Below are 22,189 nucleotides of genomic sequence, written 5' to 3'. Positions count from 1 at the left end.
CGACGGCCCGTGGAGGGCAGCCGCGATCCAGCGTGGGACACGCGACACCGGCATCGAACACATTGCTTCCCAGCCATTATCCCGCATCTCAGGACCCGATGACCAACATCAGTCGGCATCGCTTGGGCAACGCGCGCGAGCAAAACCACTCAATTCGGCGATGTGACTGCGATACTGCGCCGCCGCACGGACTTCCGCGCACCGGAAATCGTCCCGAATTCTTTGACGCAGGTCACACGTCGCGTCCGGTCGGCGGACGATGATCTCCGCCATGCTGTCCTCGTACACCGGATGTACTGACGAGTAATACGTCGAGTAATGCGTCGAAGCCGCGACGCGGAGGGGAAACTCCATGACCGACACCGTGCTCTACGAGGTGACCGACGGGCTCGCGACGATCACGCTGAACCGCCCCGAGGCGATGAACGCGCTCAACGTCGCCGCGAAGGTCGCCCTCCGGGAGGCGGTCAGGTCCGCGGCGGCCGACGACGCCGTACGGGCCGTCCTGCTGACCGCCGCCGGCGAGCGGGCCTTCTGCGTGGGGCAGGACCTCAAGGAGCACATCGGGCTGCTGGCCGCCGGCTCGGGGGAGGTCATGAGCACGGTCAAGGAGCACTACAACCCGATCGTGCGGGCCCTGACGGAGGCCCCGAAGCCGGTGGTCGCCGCCGTGAACGGGGTCGCCGCCGGTGCGGGCCTCGGGTTCGCGCTGGCCGCGGACTACCGCATCGTGGCCGACACGGCGTCCTTCAACACCTCGTTCGCCGGGGTGGCGCTGACCGCCGACTCCGGCGTGTCGTGGACCCTGCCCCGGGTCATCGGTCCGGGCCGGGCCGCCGACCTGCTGCTCTTCCCGCGCAGCATCACGGCGAAGGAGGCGCACGAACTGGGCATCGCCAACCGGATCGTCCCGGCGGCCTCGCTGCGCACCGCGGCCGAGCAGCTGGCGCGGATGCTGGCCGAGGGGCCGACGGTGGCGTACGCGGCGATCAAGGAGGCGATGGCCTACGGGTTCTCGCACTCACTGGCCGAGACGCTGGACAAGGAGGACGAACTGCAGACCCGGGCGGGAGCGTCCGAGGACCACACCATCGCGGTGCGGGCGTTCGTCGAGAAGGCAACGCCGAAGTACCTGGGCCGGTGAGCCCGGGGGGCGGCCCCGCCGGCCTCAGCCGACCCTGCTCACGCAGCTGACCAGGTGGTCGTCCACCAGGCCGCACGCCTGCATCAGGGCGTACGCCGTCGTGGGCCCGACGAACCGCAGGCCGCGCTTCTTGAGGGCCTTGGACAGGGCCGTCGACTCGTCGGTGACCGCGGGGACGTCCGCGAGGGTCCTTGGGACCGGGCGGCCGGCCCGGTCCGGGGCGTGGGACCAGATCAGCTCGTCCAGTTCGCCCGGCGCCCAGCCGGCGAGCACGCGCGCGTTGGCGACCGTGGCGTCGATCTTCGCGCGGTTGCGGATGATGCCGGGGTCGGCGAGGAGCCGGGCGCGGTCCTCGTCGGTGAAGACGGCGACCGAGGCGATCTTGAAATCGGCGAAGGCGGTACGGAAGCCCGGGCGGCGGCGCAGAATCGTGATCCAGGACAGGCCGGACTGGAAGGCCTCCAGGCTGAGGCGCTCGAACAGCGCGTCGTCGCCGTGGACCGGGCGGCCCCACTCCTCGTCGTGGTACGTCACGTAGTCCGGCGTGGACAGGGCCCAGGGGCAGCGCAGCGCGCCGTCCGGCCCCGCGAGGGCGACGCCGTCGCTCACCGCTGGTCCTCCGGGGCCTGCTTCTCCATCGAGACGTGGGGCGCGGCCGGGGCCTGCGCGCCGGCCAGCGCGGACTCGAGGTCCGCGATGCGGGCGTCCCGCTCGGCGAGCTCGGCGGCGAGGCGGTTGAGCGCGTCGTCCACGTCCGACATGCGGTAGCCGCGGGCGGCGAGGGGGAAGCGCAGGCGGTCGACGTCGGACCGGTCGAGCGGGCGGTCCGGGGGCAGCGGGTCGTGCAGCCGCTCGGGGGCGACCTCGGGCAGCGGGCCGGTGCCCTCGCCGCCGCCGAGCACGGCGAGGGTCACCGCGGCGACCACCACGGCGAGCGCGATGACCAGGAACAAGAACATAACCATCGGTGGGCCCCCACGCTCGGTGTGCTCGGAGTGGATGTGTGGGTCCGATCGTGCCATGCGGGTGTGGCGGCTAGGGTCGCAGGCGGTGGTTGTGCAGGACGTTCGAGGAGAGGTCACAGGGGATGCTCAGGCTGGGCAGGCGGGAATTCGGCGCGCACGAGCCGGTGGTCATGGCGATCGTGAACCGGACCCCGGACTCCTTCTACGACCAGGGCGCGACCTTCCTGGACGAGCCGGCCCTCGCGCGTGTGGAGCAGGCGGTGGCGGAGGGGGCGGCCATCATCGACGTGGGCGGGGTGAAGGCCGGCCCGGGTGAAGAGGTGACGGCGCGGGAGGAGGTCCGGCGGACCGTCGGTTTCGTGGCCGAGGTGCGGCGGCGCTTCCCGGACGTGGTGATCAGCGTGGACACCTGGCGGGCCGAGGTCGGGGAGGCGGTCTGCGAGGCGGGCGCGGACGTCCTGAACGACGCGTGGGGCGGCGTGGATCCGGGGCTGGCGGAGGTCGCGGCCCGCTACGGGGCGGGGCTGGTGTGCACGCACGCGGGCGGCGCGCAGCCGCGGACGCGTCCGCACCGGGTGACCTACGACGACGTGATGGCCGACATCCTGCGGGTGACGCTGGGGCTGGCGGAGCGGGCCGCGGAGCTGGGGGTGCCGCGGGAGTCGATCATGATCGATCCCGGGCACGACTTCGGGAAGAACACCCGGCACAGCCTGGAGGCGACCCGGCGGCTCGACGAGATGGTGGCGACGGGGTGGCCGGTGCTGGTCTCCCTGTCCAACAAGGACTTCGTCGGGGAGACGCTGGACCGGCCGGTGAAGGAGCGGGTGGTGGGCACCCTGGCGACGACGGCGGTGTCGGCGTGGCTGGGGGCGCAGGTGTACCGGGTGCACGAGGTGGCGGAGACGCGGCAGGTGCTGGACATGGTCGCCGCCATCGCGGGGCATCGGGCGCCGGCGGTGGCGCGGCGGGGGCTCGCGTAGTCGCCCCCGCCCTCGCCGCCCGCCCGGTCCGGGGGCCGATGCCCCGACGGGGCGAACGTCAGCGGCCCGCTTCCTTCGACACCAGTGCCACCGCCTCCTCGACGTCGTCCGTGACGTGGAAGAGGAGGAGGTCCTTCTCGGCGGCCTTGCCCTGGGCGATCAGGGTGTTCTTCAGCCAGTCGATCAGGCCGCCCCAGTACTCCGTGCCGAAGAGGACGATCGGGAAGCGGGTGACCTTCTGGGTCTGGACGAGGGTGAGCGCCTCGAACAGCTCGTCCAGCGTGCCGAGACCGCCGGGCAGCACCACGAAGCCCTGCGCGTACTTCACGAACATCATCTTCCGCACGAAGAAGTAGCGGAAGTTCAGGCCGATGTCGACGTACGGGTTGAGCCCCTGCTCGAACGGCAGCTCGATGCCGAGGCCCACGGAGACGCCGCCCGCCTCGCTCGCGCCCTTGTTGGCGGCCTCCATCGCGCCCGGACCGCCGCCCGTGATCACGGCCCACCCGGCGTCGACGAGGGCGCCGCCCAGCCGTACCCCGACCTCGTACTCCGGTGAGCCCACCGGCGTCCGGGCGGACCCGAACACGCTGATCGCCGCGGGAAGTTCGGCGAGGGTGCCGAAGCCCTCGATGAACTCCGACTGGATGCGCAGGACCCGCCAGGGGTCGGTGTGCACCCAGTCCGAGGGGGCGCGTTCGTCCAGCAGCCGCTGGTCGGTCGTGCTCGACTGCACCTGGTCCCGCCTGCGAAGGACCGGTCCCAGGCGCTGTTCGTCCGGTGGCTGCTTCTTGCCCTCGGGGTTCCCTGTAGCCATGGTGAGCTCCCTCTGCTTGCGTCGGTTCCACCTCAGCGTAGATCCACGCGGGTTACGTACGGGGGACGTCGGCGTGTCCGCCGTACAGCGCCGACGCGCCGGGCCTTCCCTCAGGCCGTCAGCCAGGCCCGCAGCCGCTCCTCGCCCGCCAGGATCTTGGCCGTCTCCACGCGCTCGTCCCGCTTGTGCGCCAAGTGCGGGTTGCCGGGGCCGTAGTTGACGGCGGGCACGCCGAGGGAGGAGAAGCGACTCACGTCCGTCCAGCCGAACTTGGGCAGCGGGGTGCCGCCCACCGCCTCGATGAAGGCCGCGGCGGCCGGATGGGAGAGGCCGGGCAGCGCGGCGGCGCTGTGGTCGTCGACCGTGAACTCCGCGACGCCGCAGTCGGCGAAGACCTCGCGGACGTGGGCGAGTGCCTCCTCCTCGCTGCGGTCCGGCGCGTAGCGGAAGTTGACCGTGACGACGCACTCGTCGGGGATGACGTTGCCGGCCACACCGCCCGTGATGCCGACCGCGTTGAGGCCCTCTCGGTACTCCAGTCCGTCGATGACGGGCCGGCGCGCCTCGTAGGCGGCCAGCCGGGCCAGGATCGGGGCGGCCGCGTGGATCGCGTTGGAGCCCATCCAGCCGCGCGCCGAGTGGGCCCGCTCGCCCCGCGTCCTCAGCAGCACCCGCAAGGTGCCCTGGCAGCCACCCTCGACCTGTCCGTCGGAGGGTTCCAGCAGGACCGCGAAGTCGCCGGCCAGCCACTCCGGGCGGGCCTCGGCGACGTGCTTGAGGCCGTTGAGCTCCGCGGCGACCTCCTCGTTGTCGTAGAAGACGAACGTCAGGTCGCGGTTGGGGGCCGGCACCGTCGCCGCGATGCGCAGCTGGACCGCCACCCCCGACTTCATGTCGCAGGTGCCACAGCCCCAGAGCACCCCGTCCTCGTCCAGCCGCGAGGGCACGTTGCCGGCGATCGGCACCGTGTCGACGTGGCCGGCGAGGACCACGCGCTGCGCGCGGCCGAGGTGCGTGCGGGCGACGATGTTGTTGCCGAGCCGGTCCACCGTCAGGTGGGGCAGCGCGCGCAGCGCGATCTCGATCGCGTCCGCGAGCGGCTTCTCGGCGCCGCTCTCCGAACGGAAGTCGACGAGCCTCGCGGTCAGTGCGGCGGCGTCCAGAGTGAGGTCAAGCGGGGTGTCGGCCATGTCGTCGACCCTAACGCGCCGGTCGGCCGCCCTGCTCTTCCCCACCTCTGCACATCCACCTCCTCCTTTTCACTACTCTCCAGTACCTTGGACGCGTGCCGAAGCAGTCACCCTCCTCCCAGCGTCGCGGCCGCCTGCTCCGTTTCGGGGCGGCCTGCGTGGTCCTGTCCGCCGTCGCGGGCTACGTCGTGGTGCAGTACGTCGCCGGCGGCACCGGCGATCCGGGCTGCAGAGTCGTTTCCGCTGACGGGACGACGACGTATGAGTTCACGCCGGAGCAGGCGGTGAACGCGGCCACGATCGCCGCGGTCGGCACCGACCGGGCCCTGCCCGAGCGGGCCGTGGCCATCGCGCTCGCGACCGCCATCCAGGAGTCCGCGCTGCGCAACCTCGCCCACGGCGACCGGGATTCGCTCGGCCTGTTCCAGCAGCGGCCCTCGCAGGGCTGGGGCACCGAGAAACAGGTCACCGACCCCGCCTACGCGGCGGACATCTTCTACAAGCATCTGGAGAAGGTGCGCGACTACACCGAGTTGCCGCTCACCGTCGCCGCCCAGCGGGTGCAGCGCAGCGGCTACCCGGAGGCGTACGCCAAGCACGAGGGGGACGCCGTGCTGCTCGCCGCCGCCCTCACCGGGACCTCGCAGGCGACGCTGACCTGCGACGGCCGCTCGGTCGACACGACGGCGTCGGCGCCGGGGTCGGCGTCGGCCACGACGGCCACCGGCCCGGCGGCGGTCCGGGCGGCGCTGCAGCGCGACTTCGGGCGGGGCTCGCACCGGCAGAAGGGCGGGAAGGGCACGGCGTCGTCCTCGTCGGCCTCTTCGTCGTCGCCGTCCGGCGAGGTGCCGGCCGTCGAGAGCGGGGAGCGGACCGTGATGCTGCCGGTGTCCGAGGACACCGCCGCCGACGGGCGCAGCGTCGACGAGCGCGGCTGGCAGCTGGCGCACTGGGCGGTGGCCAACGCCTCGGCGCTGCGTATCGAGCGCGTCTCGTACGCGGGCCGGGAGTGGGTCTCGGGGACCTCCGACACGCGGTGGCGGAAGAGCGGTTCGACCAGCGCGGAGGGCGTCGGGGCCTCGGCGGCGGGCGGCGGCGCCGGCGACGTGCGGATCGTCACCGCTCAGTAGTGCGGGACGTCACCCGGCCGGGTCATGTGGCGACCCCCCGTTCGGCAGGGTGCTCAGGTTTTCGCGCCGTCACCCCTCCGCACACGGAAACCCTTGCGGACAAAGGGGCCCGGGGTTCGCCGCACTTTCAGCCGGGGCGGTATTTGCCCGTTTTTATACGCAACCGATAATGCGACGCATTGCCAACTCTTTACGTCGGCTGTGCGCAACCTTCGTGGATCTCGAGCGGTAGTCACTGCGTCCGGGCCCGGACAGTCCTTGTTCACTCCCGTCGAAGGAGCAACATGTCTCTCCCCCTGACCCGCCGGATCGCCCGTGCCGCGCTGCTCGTCGCTGCGGGAGCGGCCGCCGGAGTCGGTGCGGCCGGCTCCGCCAGCGCGGCTCCCGCCCTTCCCGCCACCCCGAGCCTCGGCGGACTGACCGCCCTGGACACGGCGAACGTCGGCAGCACCGTCGACGGCGCGACGCACCACGTCACCGGGCTCGCGGACAAGGCCGGCGGCAAGACCGTCCAGAAGGCGGCGCCGGTGGCGCAGAAGACGGCCGGCGAGGCGGCGGGCTCCGCCAGCGGCCTCCTCGGGGACACCGCGTCGACCGCCACCAAGGGCGGACTGCCGACGGACTCCCTCACCAAGGGCGGACTGCCCGGCGCCCAGACCCTGCCGGTGAAGAGCCTGCCGATCGGCTGACACCGGCCGCCGCACGGTCCGACCACTCGGGCCGGCCACTCGGTCCGACTGATCGAGCGACCGATCGAGCCCACGACGGGGTCCTGGGAGCCTGCTGCTCCCCGGGCCCCGTCGCGCTGTGCGTCAGCCTGGCCCCGTCGCGTTGTGCGCCGGCCGGGCGTGGCGCCGCGAGGACGCCGTCACAGGCGCTCCACCGCCGCGCGCACGCGTTCGTCCGTCGCCGTCAGCGCCACGCGGACGAACTTCTCGCCCGCCTCGCCGTAGAAGTCGCCGGGGGCCACCAGGATGCCCCGGTCGGCCAGATGGGCGACCGTGCTCCAGCAGGACTCGTCGCGGGTGGCCCAGAGGTAGAGGCTGGCCTCGCTGTGCTCGATGCGGAAGCCGTGCGACAGCAGCGCCTCGCGCAGCAGGGCGCGCCGGGCGGCGTAGCGTTCGCGCTGCTCACGGACGTGGGCGTCGTCGCCGAGGGCGGCCACGACGGCCGCCTGGGTGGGCGCCGAGGTCATCATGCCGCCGTGCTTGCGGATCTCCAGCAGGGGGCCGAGGACGGCCGGGTCGCCCGCCAGGAAGGCCGCCCGGTACCCGGCCAGGTTCGACCGCTTGGAGAGCGAGTGGACCGAGACGATGCCCTCGTACGAGCCGCCGTTGACGTCCGGGTGCAGGACCGAGACCGGGTCGGCCTCCCAGCCCAGCTCCAGGTAGCACTCGTCGGAGAAGACCAGCACCCCGTGCCGCCTCGCCCAGGCCACCACACGGGTGAGCTCGGCCTGGGACAGCACCCGGCCGGTGGGGTTGGACGGGGAGTTCAGCCAGAGCAGTTTGAGGTTCGCGGGGTCGAGCTCCGTCGGGTCGTCGTAGACCTCGTACCGCGCGCGGGCCAGGCGCGCGCCCACCTCGTACGTCGGGTAGGCCAGCCGCGGGTAGGCCACCTTGTCGCCGGGGCCGAGGCCCAGCTGGGTCGGCAGCCAGGCCACGAGCTCCTTGGAGCCGACGATAGGCAGCACGTGCCGGTGGGTGACCTCGCGGGCGCCCAGGCGGCGCTCCAGCCAGCCGGTGATCGCGTCGCGCAGGGCCGGGGTGCCCCACACCGTCGGGTAGCCCGGGGAGTCCGCCGCGTCGATCAGGGCCTTCTGGACCAGGTCGGGGACCGGGTCGACCGGGGTGCCGACCGAGAGGTCGACGATGCCGTCCGGGTGGGCTGCGGCCGTCTTCTTGTACGGCTCCAGCTTGTCCCAGGGGAAGGTGGGAAGTCGGTCGGAGACTGCGGAGGACACGGTGACTGGCTCACTTTCGTACGTACGGCAAACGCCTCGGCCCCGTACGGCGATCAGACCTGATCAGGCCGTACGGGACCGAGGCGGCACGGTTGCGGGCCGCTGCGGACTACTCGGCCTGCGGCGGCAGCGCGGCGACGAAGGGGTGGTCGCGCTCGATCAGCCCCAGCTTGCTGGCGCCACCGGGCGAGCCGAGCTCGTCGAAGAACTCGACATTCGCCTTGTAGTAGTCCTTCCACTCCTCCGGAGTGTCGTCCTCGTAGAAGATCGCCTCGACCGGGCAGACCGGCTCACAGGCGCCGCAGTCGACGCATTCGTCCGGGTGGATGTACAAGGACCGCTGGCCCTCGTAGATGCAGTCGACCGGGCACTCTTCGATGCACGCCTTGTCCTTGACGTCGACACAAGGCTGCGCGATGACGTAGGTCACGCTGTCGTTCCTCCTCGATTGGGCGCTGGCGGGCCTCCTCAGGCTCCGCCGCCTGGCGCGCGGGAGCGCGGCGTCGTCGATGCCCGCCACCTAGTATCTCCGTTCTTGGGCATGATCCGAACAGGAGGGGTGAACCGACCTGTGGAAATCTCGGCCGCCGGACGTCTCGAGGTCCGCATCACCGCTGCTGACGTGGGAAAACGCGTCTCCGTGCGGTGCTTGACCCCCGCTGGAGCCGCCGATGGGAAATTCACCGACACGGTCGGGGTTCTCACATCATGGGACGACGGTGTGCTCGCGATCACACGGAAGGGCGGGGAGAGCGTCCGTGTTGACGCGTCCTCGCTGGTCGCGGGGAAGGTCGTGCCCGCCGCTCCGGCCCGCCGCCGGGGGCCGGCCGCCGGCTACCGGGAGCTGGCCGGCGTCGCCGCGCGGGCCTGGCGGCCGCTGGAGAGCGCACGGCTCGGCGCGTGGGAGCTGCGGGCGGCCGCCGGGTTCACCCGCCGGGCCAACTCGGTGCTGCCGCTCGGCGACCCCGGCATGCCCCTCGACACGGTCCTGGACGCCGTACGGGCCTGGTACGGCGCACGCGGGCTGCCCGCCTACGTGCAGACGGCGACGGGTGCCGAGGGGACCGAGGAGCCGCTCTGCGCGGAGCTGGAGCGGCGCGGGTGGGTGCGTGAGGTGACGGCGGAGCTGTGGGTCGGGGCCCTGGCGCCGGTCGCCGACCGGGCGGAGCCCGAGGGCGTGGTCCTGTCCCGGGCTGCCGACGAGGCGTGGCTTGCGCGCTACGGGCGCAAGGGGGTGAGCGAGGTGGCCCTGCGGGTGCTGGCCGGGGGCTCCACCCGCCCGGGCGAAGCCGGGAGCGGGGCAGGGCCGTCGGTGTGGTTCGCGTCGGTGCCCGCGCCGGAGGGCGGGGCCCCGGCCGCGATCGGACGGTGTGTCGTGGACGGCCGCTGGGCCGGCTTCGCCGCCGTCGAGGTGGCTCCGGCGCACCGCCGCCGGGGACTCGCCACGACGGTGATGGCCGCGCTGGCCCGCCGGGCGCTCGACGAGGGTGCGTCGGCGGCCTGGCTGCAGGTGGAGGAGGAGAACGCGGGAGCGCGGGCGCTCTACGCCGGGTTGGGCTTCGCGGCCCACCACGCGTACCACCACTACCGGGAGCCGGCCGAAGAACCGGCCGAGGAGCGCTCGCGCGGCCGGTCGTCGGAGGCGTCGTGAGCGGATTCGAGTGGGCGCAGGTACGGGAGCGGTTCGCGGCCGAGGCGCGGTCCGAGCGGCCCGATCTGGCGTTGCTGTGCCTGCTGGTCGGAGCGGCGGCGGACCCGGCCGGGGGCGAGGACGGTCTGGACGCCGGGCAGATCGAGCTGGACCGGCTGGCCGGGCAGGTCCCGTACCGGCCCGGCGGGCCCGCGGCGTGGGCGGAGGCGCTGCGGGAGCTGCTCGGCGAGCGGTACGGGTTCCGCGGTTCCGCGGCGGACTACGACCGGCTGGACTCGTCGCTGCTGGACCGGGTGCTGGTGCGGCGGCGGGGGCTGCCGATCCTGCTGTCCGTGGTGTGGGTGGAGGTGGCGCGGCGGGCCGGGGCGCCGGTGTACGGGGTGGCGCTGCCGGGGCATTTCGTGGCGGGCTTCGGACCGCCCGAGGACATCGGGCGGCAGGTGCTGGTCGACCCCTTCGACGGGGGACGGCTGCTGACCGGTGAGGACGCCGACCTGCTCGTCACCGGTGCGACGGGCGCGCCGCTGGAGCCGTCGATGCTGACGCCGGCGGAGCCGCTGGACGTGGTGATGCGGATTCTGAACAACATCCGGTCGTGGGCCGCGGCCCGGCCCGAGCGGTCGGACGTCGCCCTGTGGGCCGTGGAGCTGGCGCTGGCGGTGCCCTCGCATCCGGCCCGGCTGCGGTACGAGCGCGGGCAGTTGCTGGTGCGCCGGGGGGACTTCCTCGGCGGGGCCGCCGAGCTGGAGGAGTACGCGGGGCTGGTGGAGGTCGTGGACGAGGGCACGGCGGAGCGGGTACGCGGCGAGGCGTTCGCCGCCCGGTCCCTGCTGAACTGAGCACCCGGGCCGCGGTCGCCTCCCCGGCAAGTGCGGGTTGCGGCTGCGGTCGTGCCCGGGGGTACGGACCGCGGTCGGGTCCGGGGAGCACGCGGCCCACGGCCGAGTGCGGGGAACGCGCGGGTCGCGTCGCGTTCATGGAACGCGCGGGTCGCGGCCGCGTTCATGGCACGCGCCGGCCGCGGTCACGCCCGGGCGAGCGCGAGCCCGCGGTCGACTACGGGGAGCGCGCGGGTCGCGGTCGCGTCCGGAGAGTGCGTCGGCGCGGTGTCAGGGGCGGAGTGGGACGGCGCGACCTCGGCCGTGCGGCCCGTTCGTCACAGCCAGCCCTTCTCCCGTGCGATCCGCACCGCTTCCGCGCGGTTGCGTACCGCCAGTTTCTGTATGGCCGTCGACAGGTAGTTGCGGACCGTTCCCTGGGACAGGTGCAGGGCCACCGCCAGTTCGGCGTTGGTCGAGCCGTCGGCCGCCGCCCGCAGGACCTCGCGTTCCCGGTCGGTGAGCGGGTTGGCGCCGCCCGCCAGTGCCGCCGCCGCCAGCGTGGGGTCGATGACCCGCTCGCCCGCCAGCACCTTGCGCACCGCTTCCGCGAGTTGCGCCGCGGGCGCGTCCTTGACGAGGAAGGCGTCGGCGCCGGCCTCCATGGCGCTGCGCAGATAGCCGGGGCGGCCGAAGGTCGTCAGCACGACCAACTTCAACCCCGGGAGTTCCTTGTGGAGTTGTGCGGCCGCCTCGATGCCCGTCGCGCCCGGCATCTCGATGTCGAGGAGGGCGACGTCGACGTCGTGGGCGCGGGCGGCGGCGAGGACCTCGTCGCCGCGCGCCACCTGGGCGACCACCTCGATGTCGTCCTCGAGGCCGAGCAGGGCCGCCAGGGCCTCGCGGACCATCGACTGGTCCTCCGCCAGCAGAACCTTGATCGTGCCACTCATGAGCGGGATCCTACGTCCGGCACGTCGCCCGCCGGGACCCGGGCGACCAGGCGGAAGCCGCGCTTGAGGCGCTCCGCCTCCAGCACGCCGCCCGCCTTCTCCAGACGCTCCGTCAGGCCGGTCAGGCCGTTGCCGGGGCCCTTGCCGGAGCCGCCGGACCCGTCGTCCTCGACCGAGAGTTCGAGGACGGGGCCGTCGAGGGTCTGGCGGCGCACGACGTCCACCGTGCAGCGGTCGGCGCCGCTGTGCCGGACGACGTTGGTGATCGCCTCGCGCAGCGCCCAGGCGAGGGCGGCCTCGCTGTCCTCGGGGACGCCGTCGAGGTCCGGTTCGGCGGGCAGTCCGGCGATGACGCCGGCCGCCGTCAACGCGACCTGCGCACCGGCGAGTTCGGCGGCCAGCCGGGGGCGGCGGTAGCCGGTGACCGCCTCGCGGACGTCGACCAGGGCCTGCCGGCTGACCTGTTCGATGTCGGCGACCTGCCGGGCCGCCTTGTCGGGGTGGTCGGGGAGCATCCGGCCGGCCAGCTCGCTCTTGAGCGTGATCAGGGACAGCGAGTGTCCCAGCAGGTCGTGCAGGTCCCTCGCCAGACGCAACCGCTCCTCGTTCGCGGCCAGTTGGGCGACCGTCGCCCGCGCCTTGCGCAACTCGATCGTAGTGCGGACGAGTTGGCTCACGCCCGTCATCGCGAAACCGATGAGCAGAACCAGCAGGAGCAGGTTCAGGGCCTCCTCCTCGGCGGTGCGCAGCCCGACGAGGAGGAGCACGGCTCCCGTGCCCGGGATCGCCCAGAGCGCCTGCCGCATCGGCAGCACGCTTCCGCAGGCGACGGAGACGTAGCAGTACAGGCCGAGCCAGGCGGAGCCGAGGGTCAGGGAGAGGACGGTGGCCAGCACGGCCATGGACCCGATGAGGGAGTGGACGACCTTCGCCGGGTAGGGCGTGTCCCCCATGTTCCGGAACAGCAGCGCGAGGTAGAGCGCGACGAACACCGCGAGTCCGAGCCAGCCTGCCGCCGTGCCGGACGTGGTGTGCTGCCCGGAGACCAGGTCGTGCACGGGCGAGCTGAGGAAGACCAGCCAGACCCCGATCCAGAGCAGCTTGCGCCGCCACAGTTCCCGCCGGTTGCGGGCGGGCCCGCCCGGCAGGATCCGGTTGCCCTCGATGTCCTCCAGGCCGTCCCGGTATCGCGGGTCGTCCGTCATGGCGCTCACGCCTTCAGGGTGTCCTTCCGGTACAGCCAGGCCGCGCCGCCCGTGAACAGGGCGAAGAAGACGGCCAGGATCACGATGTCCTCGGCATGCGGGGCCCGGTTCTGTTCGATCGCCTGCCCCAGGGCAGCGTACGCGTGGGTCGGCACCCACCTGGCGATGTCCTGCAGCCAGCCCGGGAAGGTCGTCGTGGGCATCCACAGACCGCCGAGGATCGACAGGCCGAAGTAGGTGATCATCGTGATGGGGCGGACGGCGTCCCCGGTCGCGAGGTAGCCGATCGCCACGCCCAGGGCGGCGAAGACGAGGCTGCCGGCCCAGATCGCGCCGGTGAGCGCGGCCCACTGCCAGGCGTCCAGCCGTACGTCCTTCACGACCGCGGCGACGGCGAAGACGACGACGATGGAGGGCAGGCTGACCACGGCGGCGCTCGCGGTCTTGGCGAGGACGTAGCCGCGTCCCGGGAGGGTGGTCAGCCGCAGCTGCCGCACCCAGCCGCTCTGCCGTTCCTTGGCGATGCGCTCGCTGTTGCCCATCAGGACGGCCGTGAGGGCGCCGAAGGATGCCATCGAGACCATCATGTACGTCGGCAGCGTGAGGCCCGTGCCGTCGATCTTCTCCTTGCTGTCGGAGCTGCCCGCGATCAGCAGGAACAGCACGGAGGGGTAGATCACCGAGAAGAACAGGAACTTGCGGTTGCGCAGGGCGCGGGTGAGTTCCAGCTTGATCAGGCCGTTCACCGGGTCTTCGCCTCCTCGGCGGTGGTGAGGGCGACGAAGGCCTGTTCCAGGCCGAGCCCTGCGACTTCGAGGTTGTGCGGGTAGAGGCCGAGTCCGTACACCGCGTGGACGGTGGCGTCGGCGTCGGCGGACTGGATGCGCACGGTCCGGCCGGACCCGGCGGCGGAGCCGCTGTGGGACACGGTCAGCGAGGTGAGGAACGGCAGGGCGCGCAGGGCCGCCTCGTCTATCTCGCCCTCCAGGTCGAAGGCGATGCGGCGGGCGCCGGCCTTCGCCTTGATCTCGGCCGCCGTGCCGTCGGCGAGCAGCCGGCCCCGGTGCAGGACCAGCACCCGGTCGGCGATGGCGTCGGCCTCTTCGAGGTAGTGGGTGGCGAACAGGACCGTGCGGCCCTGGTCCGCCTGTTCGCGCATGGTGGCCCAGAACGCCTGCCGGGTGGTGACGTCCATGCCGGTGGTGGGCTCGTCCAGGACGATGAGATCGCTGTCGCCGGCCGTGGCGAGGGCGAACCGCACCCGCTGGGCCTGGCCGCCGGAGAGCTTGTCGACCTTGCGGTCGGCGATCTGGGCGACGCCGGCGCGAGCCAGCACGTCGGCGGGCCGGTACGGCTTGGGGTGCAGCCGGCAGGCGAGGCCGACCAGCTCGGCGACCGTCACCTCGTCCATCAGGCCGCCGCTCTGCAGCATCGCGCCGACCCGCCCGGCGACGATCGCCTCGCGCGGGGTGGCGCCGAAGAGCCGGACGGCGCCGCTGTCGGGGTGTTTGAGGCCGAGCAGCAGGTCGAGGGAGGTGGACTTGCCGGCGCCGTTGGGGCCGAGGAGCGCCACGGTCTCCCCCGGCCGGAGGTCGAGCGTCAGGCCGTCCACGGCCCGCACGTCGCCGAAGCTCTTGGTCACCCGGTCGAATCCGACCACCGGTGCTGTCTGCGTCGTCATGACGGCAATCGTCACCGGGCGGGCCCACCGGGCGGCAGTGTCGGACGTCCGGGGTGGCGCATGACAGATGTCATGCGCCACCCGGGTCGAACGCCGGTCGAACGCCGGACGCGCGTCAGCTGGGGTCGGTGTCGATGATCCCGACGCGGTCCGTCCTGCTGATCAGGGCCGGGCGCAGGGCGCTGATCACGTCCTCCACGGTGACCGGCGTCTTCTGGCCGGTGCCGCGGGTGATCAGCACGCCGTCGAACGCGCCGCCGTAGAGCTCCTTCAGCGCGGCCTTGTCGTAGCTCTCCACCAGCTTGCCGTCGATGGCCTTGACGCCGAGGAACTTCCACAGCGAGTTCTTCGGACTCATCGGGACGGCGTGCGCCGCGTCGGTCTGCACGGTGACCTTGCCGGACATGGCCGGTTCGGCGAACGCCTTCATCATGCGGTCGACCTCGGCGTTCGAGACGGTCGGCTGCCTGGTGGTGGTCGGCACCGTGACCGCGGCGGCGGTGCCGGTCTCCACCTGGCTGCGGTAGGCGTCCACCACCGCCGACTCGGCCTTGGCCGCGTCGATGCCCTTGCCCGCCTTGCCGTAGACGGGAACGGCCTTGCCCGACGTGAACTTGATGGTGCCGTCCTGGGCCGAGCCGGAGCCGCCCGCGGCGGTCTTCAGGGCCGCCTGGAGCTTCTCCTCGTCCACCGGCATCACGGGCTCGACCTCACGGTGCTGCCCGAACAGCGAGCCGATCACGGAGACCGGGTTGTAGTCGCTCGTCGCGGCGTCGTCGACGGTGGCCTGCATGTCGAACTGCAGGCCCGCCTGGTCCGGCTTGAGGGTGACGGTGTCGCCGCCGACGGACAGCTTCAGCGCCTGCGCGGCCCGCTTGTCGAACGCCTCGTCGAGCTTCTTGACGGCGTCGTCGCGGGTGCCGCCGCCGATGTCGACGCCGAGCACGGTGGTGCCCTTGGGCACGTCGGAGTGGTTCATCAGCAGGCCCGCGCCGTAGACGCCGACGCCCGCCACGACCACCAGGCCGCCCAGCAGCGGGAGTTTGCTGCGGCCCTTCTTCTTTTTCTTCTTCTTGGCGTCGCCGGCGGACGTGCTCTGCGCACCCTGCCCCGGACCCTTGGGCGGGGTGTGCGGCAGCGGCCCCTCGGACGGCGCGCCGCCCGTGAAGGGGGCTCCCGATCCGCCCGGACCGCCGCCGGCGGGCACGACGGGGATGCCGCTGGTGACGGTGTGCCCGGAGACGTTGTCGGCCGGACGGCCGCCGTACCCGCCCGGGGCCGGGGCCGGGGCGGGCTTCTGCGGGGTGAGGATGGCGGTGTCGTCGCTCAGGCCGCCGCCGGGGAGCCGGCCGGTTCCGGCGCCGGTTCCGACGCCGACTCCCACGCCGGGGGCGGCGGAACGCGGTCCGCCGGGACCACCGGGGCCGGACGGCGCGCCGGGGGCGCCGGAGTGCATCGGGGGCACGATCGGCCCGTCGCCGGTGACCGGGCCGCCGGTCGGGCCCGCGGGACCGCCCCTGCCGTCGGGACCGCCCGGTCCGTCGGGGCCGTTGAAGTCGTAGGGGCCGCCGGGCCCGCCGGGTCCGGCCGGGAGGCCGGCCTGACCGCCGGCGCCGTTCACGCCGGTCGGGGCCGGGAGACCGTTCTGGCCGGTGCCGGAGAAGTACGGCAGGTCGTCACGGCGCGACTCGGCGCCGCCCTGCGCCGGCCCCTGCGCCGGCCCCTGCCCCGGGCCCTGCGCCTTGCCCTGCGGCTGTCCCTGGCCCTGACCCTGGCCCTGCGTCCGGCCCTGGCCCGTGCGCGGGCCGTTGCCGAGCGGACCGGCGGCCAGCGCCTCGGTCACGTCGAAGGAACCCGTGCCGCCGCCGTGTCCCGGAGCGACGGGACCGCCGGTCGCACCGGAGAGCCCCGCGCCGTTGGTGCCGCCGGAACGGGCGCCGCCCGGCACGCTCATGGAGCCGACCACCCCGCCGGGACGCCCCGCGCCGGGCCGCGCGCCGCCGGGCGCAGCGGCACCGGCACCGGGGTTCGGGCCTGCGGCTGCGGGGGCGTTCGCGGAAGCGTCGGCCCCGGCGGCCGAACCGCCCGGCAGACCGGCTCCGTTGGTGCCGCCGCCGCCCTGAGCGGGCTTGCCCGGCGCGGACTTGCGTGGCGCGAACCAGTCGCTCGTCTTGTCCTCGGCGCCGGACGCGGGGTCGCCGGGCAGCTCGAACGAGCCGGTGTCGGACGAGGTCGAGCCGACGGCGCCCATGGCGGCCGTCTGCTGCGCGTCGACGCCGGTGTCGGCCCTGCCGCCCGGACTGCTGTCGTCGCCCGCGCTCTCGGCGTCGGCGACGGGGGTACGCACGACGACCGGCGGAATGGGCCGCGATCCCGGGATGTTGATACGGATCCGGGTGGTCAGCGTGGTCTCGGTCTTGCGTTCCTCCGGCTGCGCGGCCGAACGGCCCGCGTCCGCAGCGCCGTCGGACACCACGGGGGTGCCGTACGGCGGCGTACCCGAGGGGTATGCGGCTCCGCCGCGCCCGTTGGGCCCGGAGGACGGACTGTCAGTTTCACGACTCAAGGCAGGTTCTCCAGGTTGGCTCCGCCGCTCGCCACGACCTCACGGGCTGCTCGGCGGCGCGCACCACCATACTGGCCACTTCTGGCCCGTATCCCACGACCGCCGGAAGACCCACACGGGACTCCCACGGTCACGCCGGGGTGAAGTGGTACGTCACTTGCCAAGTCGGACGTCGTCACCGCCCGGTTGCCGCCCTCCGCCAAGGGTGGCGCAGATCACAGCAAGGGCCATGCCGCCGAGCAGGAACAGATACGAGCCACCGCCCGCGCCGAACAGGAAGTCGCCCTCCGGGCGGCCGGCGGTGGAGAGGACGACAGAGATCATCCAGCCGGCGGCGGGTGCGACGGCCCCGGCGCGGCTGCCGACGGCCCGCGCGCCGCCGACGAACAGCCCGGCGGCGCCCACGAGCGCGAGGAGCAGTCCGCCCGGGAACCAGCCGGCCTGGACGAGCGCTCCGGCGAGTCCGGTGAGCGCGCCGAGCAGCAGCAGCCCGGCGTAGGCGGCGGCCCGCCCGGCGGGCGGCATCCGCAGCGGCTGGGCGAGCATCGAACCCCGGTCGGACATCAGGCCGCCTCCGCCGCGTCGGTCGTTCCGGCGAACAGGTCGGTCTCCCTGTTCCCGCCGTGCCCGGCCGCCTCGCCGCGGACGAGCTCGTAGTACTCGGTCGTGAAGAGGGGCTGGGCGAGGTCGTTGGAGAGGGCGAAGCACCTCTCCCCCGGGGCGACGGCGATCTGGGTGGCGTGCGCCCGCATCGCGGCGGCCTTGGCGGCGGCGTGTCCGGCGCCTCCGTCGATCTCGGCGGTGACGCGGTCGTCGTCCACGACCCCCGGCACGTCGGACACGGCGGCGGCGCTCGGGAAGGGGAGGCCCGGCAGCTCCTCCCGGAGCCTCGCGAAGGCGTCCTCGGCGACGGAGCGCGGGACGCGGTTCCAGTACACCTTCGGGATGCGCCAGCCGGCGGCCCCGGCCAGCTCGGCGGCGCGCATGGCGACCCGGTGGGCCTGGATGTGGTCGGGGTGGCCGTAGCCGCCGTCCTCGTCGTAGGTGACGAGGACCTGGGGGCGCACCTCGAGGATCACCTCGGCGAGGGACGCGGCCGCCTCGTCGACGTCGGCCTGCCAGAAGCATGCCGGGTCGTCGTTGTCGGGGAGGCCCATCATCCCCGAGTCGCCGTACCGGCCCGGGCCGCCGAGCAGCCGGACGTCGTGCACGCCGAGCTCGGCCATGGCCGCCGCGAGCTCCGCCTTGCGGTGCTCGCCCAGCGCGGCGCCGGTCAGGTGCCGCAGCTCCGGCGGGATGACCTCGCCGCGTTCACCGAGGGTGCAGGTGACCAGGGTCACGTGGGCGCCCTCGGCCGCGTACCTGGCCATGGTCGCGCCGTTGTTGATCGACTCGTCGTCCGGGTGCGCGTGCACCAGCAACAGACGCCGGGAGGGCAGTTCCGTCATGGGGCCAACCCTACGAGGCGTCCCGTCTCCCCCCGCCACCTCCCCGCCGGTCCGTCACTCCTGCTCGGCGAAGATCGCTGTGGCGGACGACACGGTGACGGCCCGGGTGAGCCAGTCCCGCAGGAGATCGGGGTCGTCGCAGCCGGTGATGCGCTCGCGAACCTGGTCGGTGACGTCGAGGCCACGGGTCTCCAGAACGAGAAGAACGTCCTCGGCACCTCGCTGAGCACGGCCCTCGTCGCGGATCTCCTCGGAGATGGATGACTTGTAGAAGGAAAGGTCCACGGCCACCAGGTTCCTCCAGAAATCTGCGGCCCGGCGCATGCTGTCCAGGCCTCGTGCGGTGAGTTCGATGACGGGGTCGGCGACGGTCGGGCACGTCCAGCTTCGCGTGGGTGATGGCGGACAGCGCGGCCAGCGCCAGGTCGGCACGCGCGTCCTCCGGGTCGGTGATGACGGGCATGTTGTGCGGGCCGGCGACGAGCGGGCGCAGTGTCAGCGCGGCCCACCATTCGGGCCCGATGGCCACGGGCCGGGCAGCCCACTCGGCCGTGGCCCGATCAGAGAGCCGCCGCCGACGACTCCCGGCAGTCGCGGCAGCGGGCTCCCGGCTCGGGTGAGCGGATGCCGCGGTCGCAGCCGTCGCAGTTCTCCATGCCGTACTGGACGGCCTGAGGCGGGGCGTCGGGCGCGCGGAACGGGGGTGGTGGTGGCAGCAGGACCGTGAGGCGATGGGCCAGGAGGGCGGCGGGGCGGCGGACGCCCTCCGGCGGAAGGTCGGCGGTGAGGGCCTGACGTACGGCGGCGGGGCTGACGTCCCGCTCCAGCCAGGCGGCGACACCGGGGGCGAGATGGGCCGTGTCGCAGGCGGAGAGGAGGAGGCCGGGGTCGTGGCGGCGCAGGCCCGCGAGAAGGTCGGTGGCTGCCTGGAGAAGAGCCGGGGCGGGGTACCCGGGGCGCGGGACGGCGGGGAGCGGCTTGCGAGGTCCGCGCTTCTTCGGCTGGGCGGGGGCAGCCGTGCCAGGGGCGCGGTCGGCGGCTGACGGACGGCGGTCGCGGTGGCCGGGCTGGTTGCAGGAGACCGTGCGGGTGACGATCCGGCCGCCGGGGATGCGGGAGCGTTCGCGGCGCAGGTAGCCGTGGGACTCCAGCTCGCGCAGGGCTGCGGCGATCCGCGTGGCGCCTTCGGGGAAGCGTGCGGTGAGGGACTTGATGTCGACGCGGGCGCCCTTGGGCAGCGACTGGAGGTGCACCCCGAGCCCGATCGCCAGGAGCGACAGCTCCCGGTGCTGGGCGAGGTGGTTGCCGATCACCGTGAAGCGGGTGGTGTGCCGGGCGTTGTCGTGGGTGAGTCCGCCCGCACGGGGGTGGTTTTTGCCCGCGTTACGGGACTCGGCGCACGGAGGCGCGCTAGGGTTTTCGGTGTCCATCGGGAAGTGGCCTTCCTCGGTGGTCAGGCCCTCGCACTGGGATTGCCGTCCCGGCGGGGGCCGTCGCATGTCTGGGGTGGTGGTGCAGCGCTGTGGCTCTGTGCTGCGTTGCGCTGAGCGTAAGGCAGGCAACCCGTCACGAATCCAGTCGAGTTGGGCATATTCACTCGCGGGAGTGAGTTTGCCCGGCGGGCGGGAGGGGTGGGGCTTGGTCGGGTTCTTTCTCCGCCGTCGTGGTCCTTTGGAGAGAGCGCCCCTGGCACCGAAGCGCGAGGATGCGGGTTCCGGCGGCGGACGGACTTCGGCTCGCCCGTCGTCCTCCGTCCGTCACGAGGTGTGGTGGCGAGCCGCATCCGGTGGGAGAGCGACCTCGGCCCACACCGTCTTGCGCGGGCGCAGCTCCGGAGCCCAGCCCCAGCGGTCGGCGAGCGCCTCGACCAGGAGCAGTCCGCGGCCGGACTCGGATTCGGTGTCGGGGCCGGGCTGCGGCGGCCGGGGCGGGCGGTCCCCCGCCGTGTCGGTGACCTCGATGCGCAGCGTGTCCGCGATGACGTAGAGCGTGAGTCGGAAGTCCCGGCCCGGTACGCGTCCGTGGGTCACCGCGTTCGCCGCGAGTTCGGCGACGATCTGGCAGGCCGGGTCCACCGGCACGCCCCAGAAGCGCAGTTGCTCGACGGCGAGCAGACGGGCGAGGCGCGCTCCGCGAGGCGTGGGAGACAACCGCACGCTGAAGTTGCGGAAGTGCTGGCCGGGTCGAGTCCCGGAGGAGACGGAATCCTGGATCACGTCACTCAGAGTGGCCGTCCCCGCTTACCGTGAACAGTGATGGAGCAGTTGCGTACGGTGACTGTCCGGGCGTTGTCCGGTCGTGTCGGAACTGTCGGTTCGGGTGACGGAGGGGTGCGAATGACCCAGGTGAACGGCAAGCCGGTGCAGCTCAAGGAGGAGGCGGACGAGCCGGGTTGGGAGGTGGATCCGGACGACGACTGGGGCGTCGCCGTCGTGGAGACGGTGGGGCGGCAGCTGAAGCTGCGGCGCGAGGCCGTGGGGATGCGCGCGGCCGACTTCGGGCTGGCGGTCGGCTACGGCGAGGACCTCGTCTACAAGATCGAGGGGGGCAAGCGGATCCCCCGCCCCGAGTACCTGGACAAGGCCGACAGGGTGTTGGGAGCGGACGGGCTGCTCTCGGCGATGAAGGAGGACGTGAAGAAGGTCCGGTACCCGAAAAAGGTGCGGGATCTGGCGGCGATGGAAGCGAGGGCTGTCGAGATCGGGGTGTACGAGTGCAACAACATTCATGGGCTGTTGCAGACTCCCGAGCATGCGCGCGCCTTGCTGGAATCTTGGCAGCCTGCCTACACGCCGGAAGATGTGGAACGGCTGGTGGCGGCTCGCATGGCACGGCAAGCCGTCTTCGAACGGTCGCCTGCGCCCGCGCTGGGGTTCGTCCTGGAAGAGTCGACGCTGCGCCGCAAGGTTGGGGGCACAATGGTGAGGCGACAACAGTTCGAACGCCTGCTACAGGTGGGGCGGTTGAACAACGTGACGCTTCAGGTGATGCCGATGGACAGTGGTGCCCATCCTGGCCTCAGCGGCAGGATCGAGCTGCTGAAGTTCGAGGACGGCACCGGAGTAGGCCGTTCCGACGGGGCGTTCAGTGCTGCTGGGAGAGACATGATCCGCGAGCACGCCGCCGGGGGCCCATCCGAACCGACGTGGTTCAAGAGCAGCTACAGCAGCGGGCCTGACGGTGAGTCCTGCGTGGAGATCGCCGTCACCACCGCCACCGTCCACGTCCGCGACTCCAAGCACGCCGAGGGCCCCCGCCTCCGGCTCTCGCCGGAAGCCTGGGCCGACTTCGTGCCGTACGCGTCGGAGAGCTGACGGCGTCAGAACTTGATGCTGCCGATCATGCTCGCCACGCTCGTCGTCAGGTCGCTGATGGTGGGAGCGATCGTCGAGGAGGCCAGATAGAAGCCGAGCAGGATGCAGACGACAGCGTGACCGCCCTTCAGTCCCGACTTCTTGATCAACAAGAAGACGACGATCGCCAGCAGCACCACCGCCGAAATCGAGAGTGCCACGGCGGCTCACCTCCAAGGACCCGGGAAACGTGGGGGAAAACAGAGCGAGGGAACACGTAAATCCATACGACTGCCAGCAGGTTCATACCCACTCAGCGCTAGTGATCATAACTACGTGTGGGCGCGCATCTCTCGGCGCACAGCCGCACAAGGGGGTCGCA

At 72.8% G+C, this 22,189-nt stretch carries 24 protein-coding genes and 1 pseudogene; 7 read left to right on the top strand and 18 right to left on the bottom strand.

Annotated elements, in window-relative coordinates; genetic code table 11:
- Positions 1–108: 108 nt before the first annotated feature.
- Positions 109–354 (bottom strand): hypothetical protein, encoded by a 246-nt coding sequence (locus QF032_RS25720; protein WP_307045691.1) that lies wholly within the window; start codon positions 352–354, stop codon positions 109–111.
- Here QF032_RS25720 and QF032_RS25715 point away from each other — a divergent pair.
- Positions 353–1,144, top strand: coding sequence for an enoyl-CoA hydratase/isomerase family protein (locus QF032_RS25715; RefSeq protein WP_307045689.1), 792 nt, complete (start codon positions 353–355; stop codon positions 1,142–1,144). The two genes, QF032_RS25720 and QF032_RS25715, sit on opposite strands and share 2 nt — an antisense overlap.
- A gap of 24 nt (positions 1,145–1,168) precedes the next feature.
- Here QF032_RS25715 and QF032_RS25710 read toward each other — a convergent pair whose 3' ends face one another.
- Both QF032_RS25710 and QF032_RS25705 read right to left on the bottom strand, forming a co-directional pair.
- A complete protein-coding gene (locus QF032_RS25710; protein WP_306949434.1) occupies positions 1,169–1,753 on the bottom strand; it encodes a DNA-3-methyladenine glycosylase I in 585 nt (194 codons plus the stop codon).
- A complete protein-coding gene (locus QF032_RS25705; protein ID WP_307050303.1) occupies positions 1,750–2,103 on the bottom strand; it encodes a DivIVA domain-containing protein in 354 nt (117 codons plus the stop codon). The genes QF032_RS25710 and QF032_RS25705 overlap by 4 nt, the downstream gene beginning before the upstream one ends.
- Positions 2,104–2,231: 128 nt before the next feature.
- On the opposite strand from QF032_RS25705, the gene folP reads away from it, so the two are divergent.
- Positions 2,232–3,092, top strand: a complete 861-nt coding sequence (gene folP, locus QF032_RS25700) for a dihydropteroate synthase (RefSeq protein WP_307045686.1) — start codon at positions 2,232–2,234, stop codon at positions 3,090–3,092.
- A 58-nt stretch (positions 3,093–3,150) separates the two neighbouring features.
- Here the strand turns inward: folP and QF032_RS25695 are convergent, their stop codons facing one another.
- Positions 3,151–3,909 (bottom strand): LOG family protein, encoded by a 759-nt coding sequence (locus QF032_RS25695; protein WP_306949436.1) that lies wholly within the window; start codon positions 3,907–3,909, stop codon positions 3,151–3,153.
- A 110-nt stretch (positions 3,910–4,019) separates the two neighbouring features.
- On the bottom strand, positions 4,020–5,099 hold the full coding sequence (dapE, locus tag QF032_RS25690; RefSeq protein ID WP_307045684.1) for a succinyl-diaminopimelate desuccinylase: 1,080 nt from the start codon (positions 5,097–5,099) through the stop codon (positions 4,020–4,022).
- A 95-nt stretch (positions 5,100–5,194) separates the two neighbouring features.
- On the opposite strand from dapE, the gene QF032_RS25685 reads away from it, so the two are divergent.
- The gene (locus QF032_RS25685; RefSeq protein WP_307045682.1) at positions 5,195–6,229 is read left to right on the top strand and encodes a heavy metal transporter; all 1,035 of its coding nucleotides are present in this window, start codon (positions 5,195–5,197) and stop codon (positions 6,227–6,229) included.
- Between the two features lie 284 nt (positions 6,230–6,513).
- Positions 6,514–6,918, top strand: a complete 405-nt coding sequence (locus tag QF032_RS25680) for an ATP-binding protein (RefSeq protein ID WP_307057654.1) — start codon at positions 6,514–6,516, stop codon at positions 6,916–6,918.
- A gap of 179 nt (positions 6,919–7,097) precedes the next feature.
- Here the strand turns inward: QF032_RS25680 and QF032_RS25675 are convergent, their stop codons facing one another.
- Positions 7,098–8,192, bottom strand: a complete 1,095-nt coding sequence (locus QF032_RS25675; protein ID WP_306949440.1) for a bifunctional succinyldiaminopimelate transaminase/glutamate-prephenate aminotransferase — start codon at positions 8,190–8,192, stop codon at positions 7,098–7,100.
- Positions 8,193–8,301: 109 nt separating this feature from the next.
- On the bottom strand, positions 8,302–8,622 hold the full coding sequence (gene fdxA / locus QF032_RS25670) for a ferredoxin (RefSeq protein WP_007495984.1): 321 nt from the start codon (positions 8,620–8,622) through the stop codon (positions 8,302–8,304).
- Between the two features lie 141 nt (positions 8,623–8,763).
- On the opposite strand from fdxA, the gene QF032_RS25665 reads away from it, so the two are divergent.
- Positions 8,764–9,843 (top strand): GNAT family N-acetyltransferase, encoded by a 1,080-nt coding sequence (locus QF032_RS25665; protein WP_307060370.1) that lies wholly within the window; start codon positions 8,764–8,766, stop codon positions 9,841–9,843.
- The gene (locus QF032_RS25660; RefSeq protein WP_307045679.1) at positions 9,840–10,682 is read left to right on the top strand and encodes a transglutaminase-like domain-containing protein; all 843 of its coding nucleotides are present in this window, start codon (positions 9,840–9,842) and stop codon (positions 10,680–10,682) included. Before QF032_RS25665 ends, QF032_RS25660 begins: the two co-directional genes overlap by 4 nt.
- Before the next feature lie 317 nt (positions 10,683–10,999).
- Here the strand turns inward: QF032_RS25660 and QF032_RS25655 are convergent, their stop codons facing one another.
- The 10 genes and pseudogenes from QF032_RS25655 to QF032_RS25610 all read right to left on the bottom strand — a co-directional run bounded on the left by QF032_RS25655 (position 11,000) and on the right by QF032_RS25610 (position 20,730).
- The gene (locus QF032_RS25655; protein ID WP_307045677.1) at positions 11,000–11,614 is read right to left on the bottom strand and encodes a response regulator transcription factor; all 615 of its coding nucleotides are present in this window, start codon (positions 11,612–11,614) and stop codon (positions 11,000–11,002) included.
- Positions 11,611–12,828: a sensor histidine kinase gene (locus tag QF032_RS25650; protein ID WP_373430380.1), complete on the bottom strand. Its 1,218-nt coding sequence runs from the start codon at positions 12,826–12,828 to the stop codon at positions 11,611–11,613. The genes QF032_RS25655 and QF032_RS25650 overlap by 4 nt, the downstream gene beginning before the upstream one ends.
- A complete protein-coding gene (locus QF032_RS25645; protein WP_307045674.1) occupies positions 12,825–13,565 on the bottom strand; it encodes an ABC transporter permease in 741 nt (246 codons plus the stop codon). The genes QF032_RS25650 and QF032_RS25645 overlap by 4 nt, the downstream gene beginning before the upstream one ends.
- The gene (locus QF032_RS25640) at positions 13,562–14,500 is read right to left on the bottom strand and encodes an ABC transporter ATP-binding protein (protein WP_307045673.1); all 939 of its coding nucleotides are present in this window, start codon (positions 14,498–14,500) and stop codon (positions 13,562–13,564) included. Before QF032_RS25640 ends, QF032_RS25645 begins: the two co-directional genes overlap by 4 nt.
- A 115-nt stretch (positions 14,501–14,615) precedes the next feature.
- Positions 14,616–17,066, bottom strand: a complete 2,451-nt coding sequence (locus QF032_RS25635; protein ID WP_307045672.1) for a hypothetical protein — start codon at positions 17,064–17,066, stop codon at positions 14,616–14,618.
- Positions 17,067–17,219: 153 nt separating this feature from the next.
- On the bottom strand, positions 17,220–17,630 hold the full coding sequence (locus QF032_RS25630) for a DUF6113 family protein (protein WP_306949446.1): 411 nt from the start codon (positions 17,628–17,630) through the stop codon (positions 17,220–17,222).
- Positions 17,630–18,514 carry an N-acetyl-1-D-myo-inositol-2-amino-2-deoxy-alpha-D-glucopyranoside deacetylase gene (gene mshB, locus QF032_RS25625; RefSeq protein ID WP_307045670.1) on the bottom strand — a complete coding sequence of 295 codons (885 nt, stop codon included), beginning with the start codon at positions 18,512–18,514 and terminating at the stop codon, positions 17,630–17,632. Before mshB ends, QF032_RS25630 begins: the two co-directional genes overlap by 1 nt.
- Positions 18,515–18,568: 54 nt before the next feature.
- Positions 18,569–19,076: pseudogene (locus QF032_RS25620) on the bottom strand (hypothetical protein); the annotation flags it as partial.
- A complete protein-coding gene (locus QF032_RS25615) occupies positions 19,075–19,944 on the bottom strand; it encodes a helix-turn-helix domain-containing protein (RefSeq protein WP_307057652.1) in 870 nt (289 codons plus the stop codon). The gene QF032_RS25615 and the pseudogene QF032_RS25620, both read right to left, overlap by 2 nt.
- Positions 19,945–20,271: 327 nt before the next feature.
- Positions 20,272–20,730, bottom strand: a complete 459-nt coding sequence (locus QF032_RS25610; RefSeq protein WP_307045668.1) for an ATP-binding protein — start codon at positions 20,728–20,730, stop codon at positions 20,272–20,274.
- 120 nt (positions 20,731–20,850) lie between these two features.
- Between QF032_RS25610 and QF032_RS25605 the strand changes: the two genes are divergently transcribed.
- Positions 20,851–21,828, top strand: a complete 978-nt coding sequence (locus QF032_RS25605; protein ID WP_307057650.1) for a Scr1 family TA system antitoxin-like transcriptional regulator — start codon at positions 20,851–20,853, stop codon at positions 21,826–21,828.
- Between the two features lie 5 nt (positions 21,829–21,833).
- On the opposite strand, the gene QF032_RS25600 is transcribed toward QF032_RS25605, so the two are convergent.
- Positions 21,834–22,028: a hypothetical protein gene (locus QF032_RS25600; protein WP_057584374.1), complete on the bottom strand. Its 195-nt coding sequence runs from the start codon at positions 22,026–22,028 to the stop codon at positions 21,834–21,836.
- Between the last annotated feature and the right edge of the window lie 161 nt (positions 22,029–22,189).

The sequence above is a fragment of the Streptomyces achromogenes genome, assembly GCF_030816715.1.
GTDB lineage: Bacteria > Actinomycetota > Actinomycetes > Streptomycetales > Streptomycetaceae > Streptomyces > Streptomyces achromogenes_A.
This window is presented reverse-complemented; position numbering and strand designations above follow the sequence as displayed.

Bases quoted from the DNA above. Each gene is read 5' to 3' on its own strand.
- QF032_RS25605 (WP_307057650.1), top strand. From the start codon at position 20,851: ATGACCCAGGTGAACGGCAAGCCGGTGCAGCTCAAGGAGGAGGCGGAC.
- QF032_RS25715 (WP_307045689.1), top strand. From the start codon at position 353: ATGACCGACACCGTGCTCTACGAGGTGACCGACGGGCTCGCGACGATC.
- QF032_RS25630 (WP_306949446.1), bottom strand. From the start codon at position 17,630: ATGTCCGACCGGGGTTCGATGCTCGCCCAGCCGCTGCGGATGCCGCCC.
- QF032_RS25720 (WP_307045691.1), bottom strand. From the start codon at position 354: ATGGAGTTTCCCCTCCGCGTCGCGGCTTCGACGCATTACTCGACGTAT.
- QF032_RS25695 (WP_306949436.1), bottom strand. From the start codon at position 3,909: ATGGCTACAGGGAACCCCGAGGGCAAGAAGCAGCCACCGGACGAACAG.
- folP (WP_307045686.1), top strand. From the start codon at position 2,232: ATGCTCAGGCTGGGCAGGCGGGAATTCGGCGCGCACGAGCCGGTGGTC.
- QF032_RS25705 (WP_307050303.1), bottom strand. From the start codon at position 2,103: ATGTTCTTGTTCCTGGTCATCGCGCTCGCCGTGGTGGTCGCCGCGGTG.
- QF032_RS25640 (WP_307045673.1), bottom strand. From the start codon at position 14,500: ATGACGACGCAGACAGCACCGGTGGTCGGATTCGACCGGGTGACCAAG.
- QF032_RS25615 (WP_307057652.1), bottom strand. From the start codon at position 19,944: ATGGACACCGAAAACCCTAGCGCGCCTCCGTGCGCCGAGTCCCGTAAC.
- dapE (WP_307045684.1), bottom strand. From the start codon at position 5,099: ATGGCCGACACCCCGCTTGACCTCACTCTGGACGCCGCCGCACTGACC.
- mshB (WP_307045670.1), bottom strand. From the start codon at position 18,514: ATGACGGAACTGCCCTCCCGGCGTCTGTTGCTGGTGCACGCGCACCCG.
- QF032_RS25655 (WP_307045677.1), bottom strand. From the start codon at position 11,614: ATGAGTGGCACGATCAAGGTTCTGCTGGCGGAGGACCAGTCGATGGTC.
- QF032_RS25680 (WP_307057654.1), top strand. From the start codon at position 6,514: ATGTCTCTCCCCCTGACCCGCCGGATCGCCCGTGCCGCGCTGCTCGTC.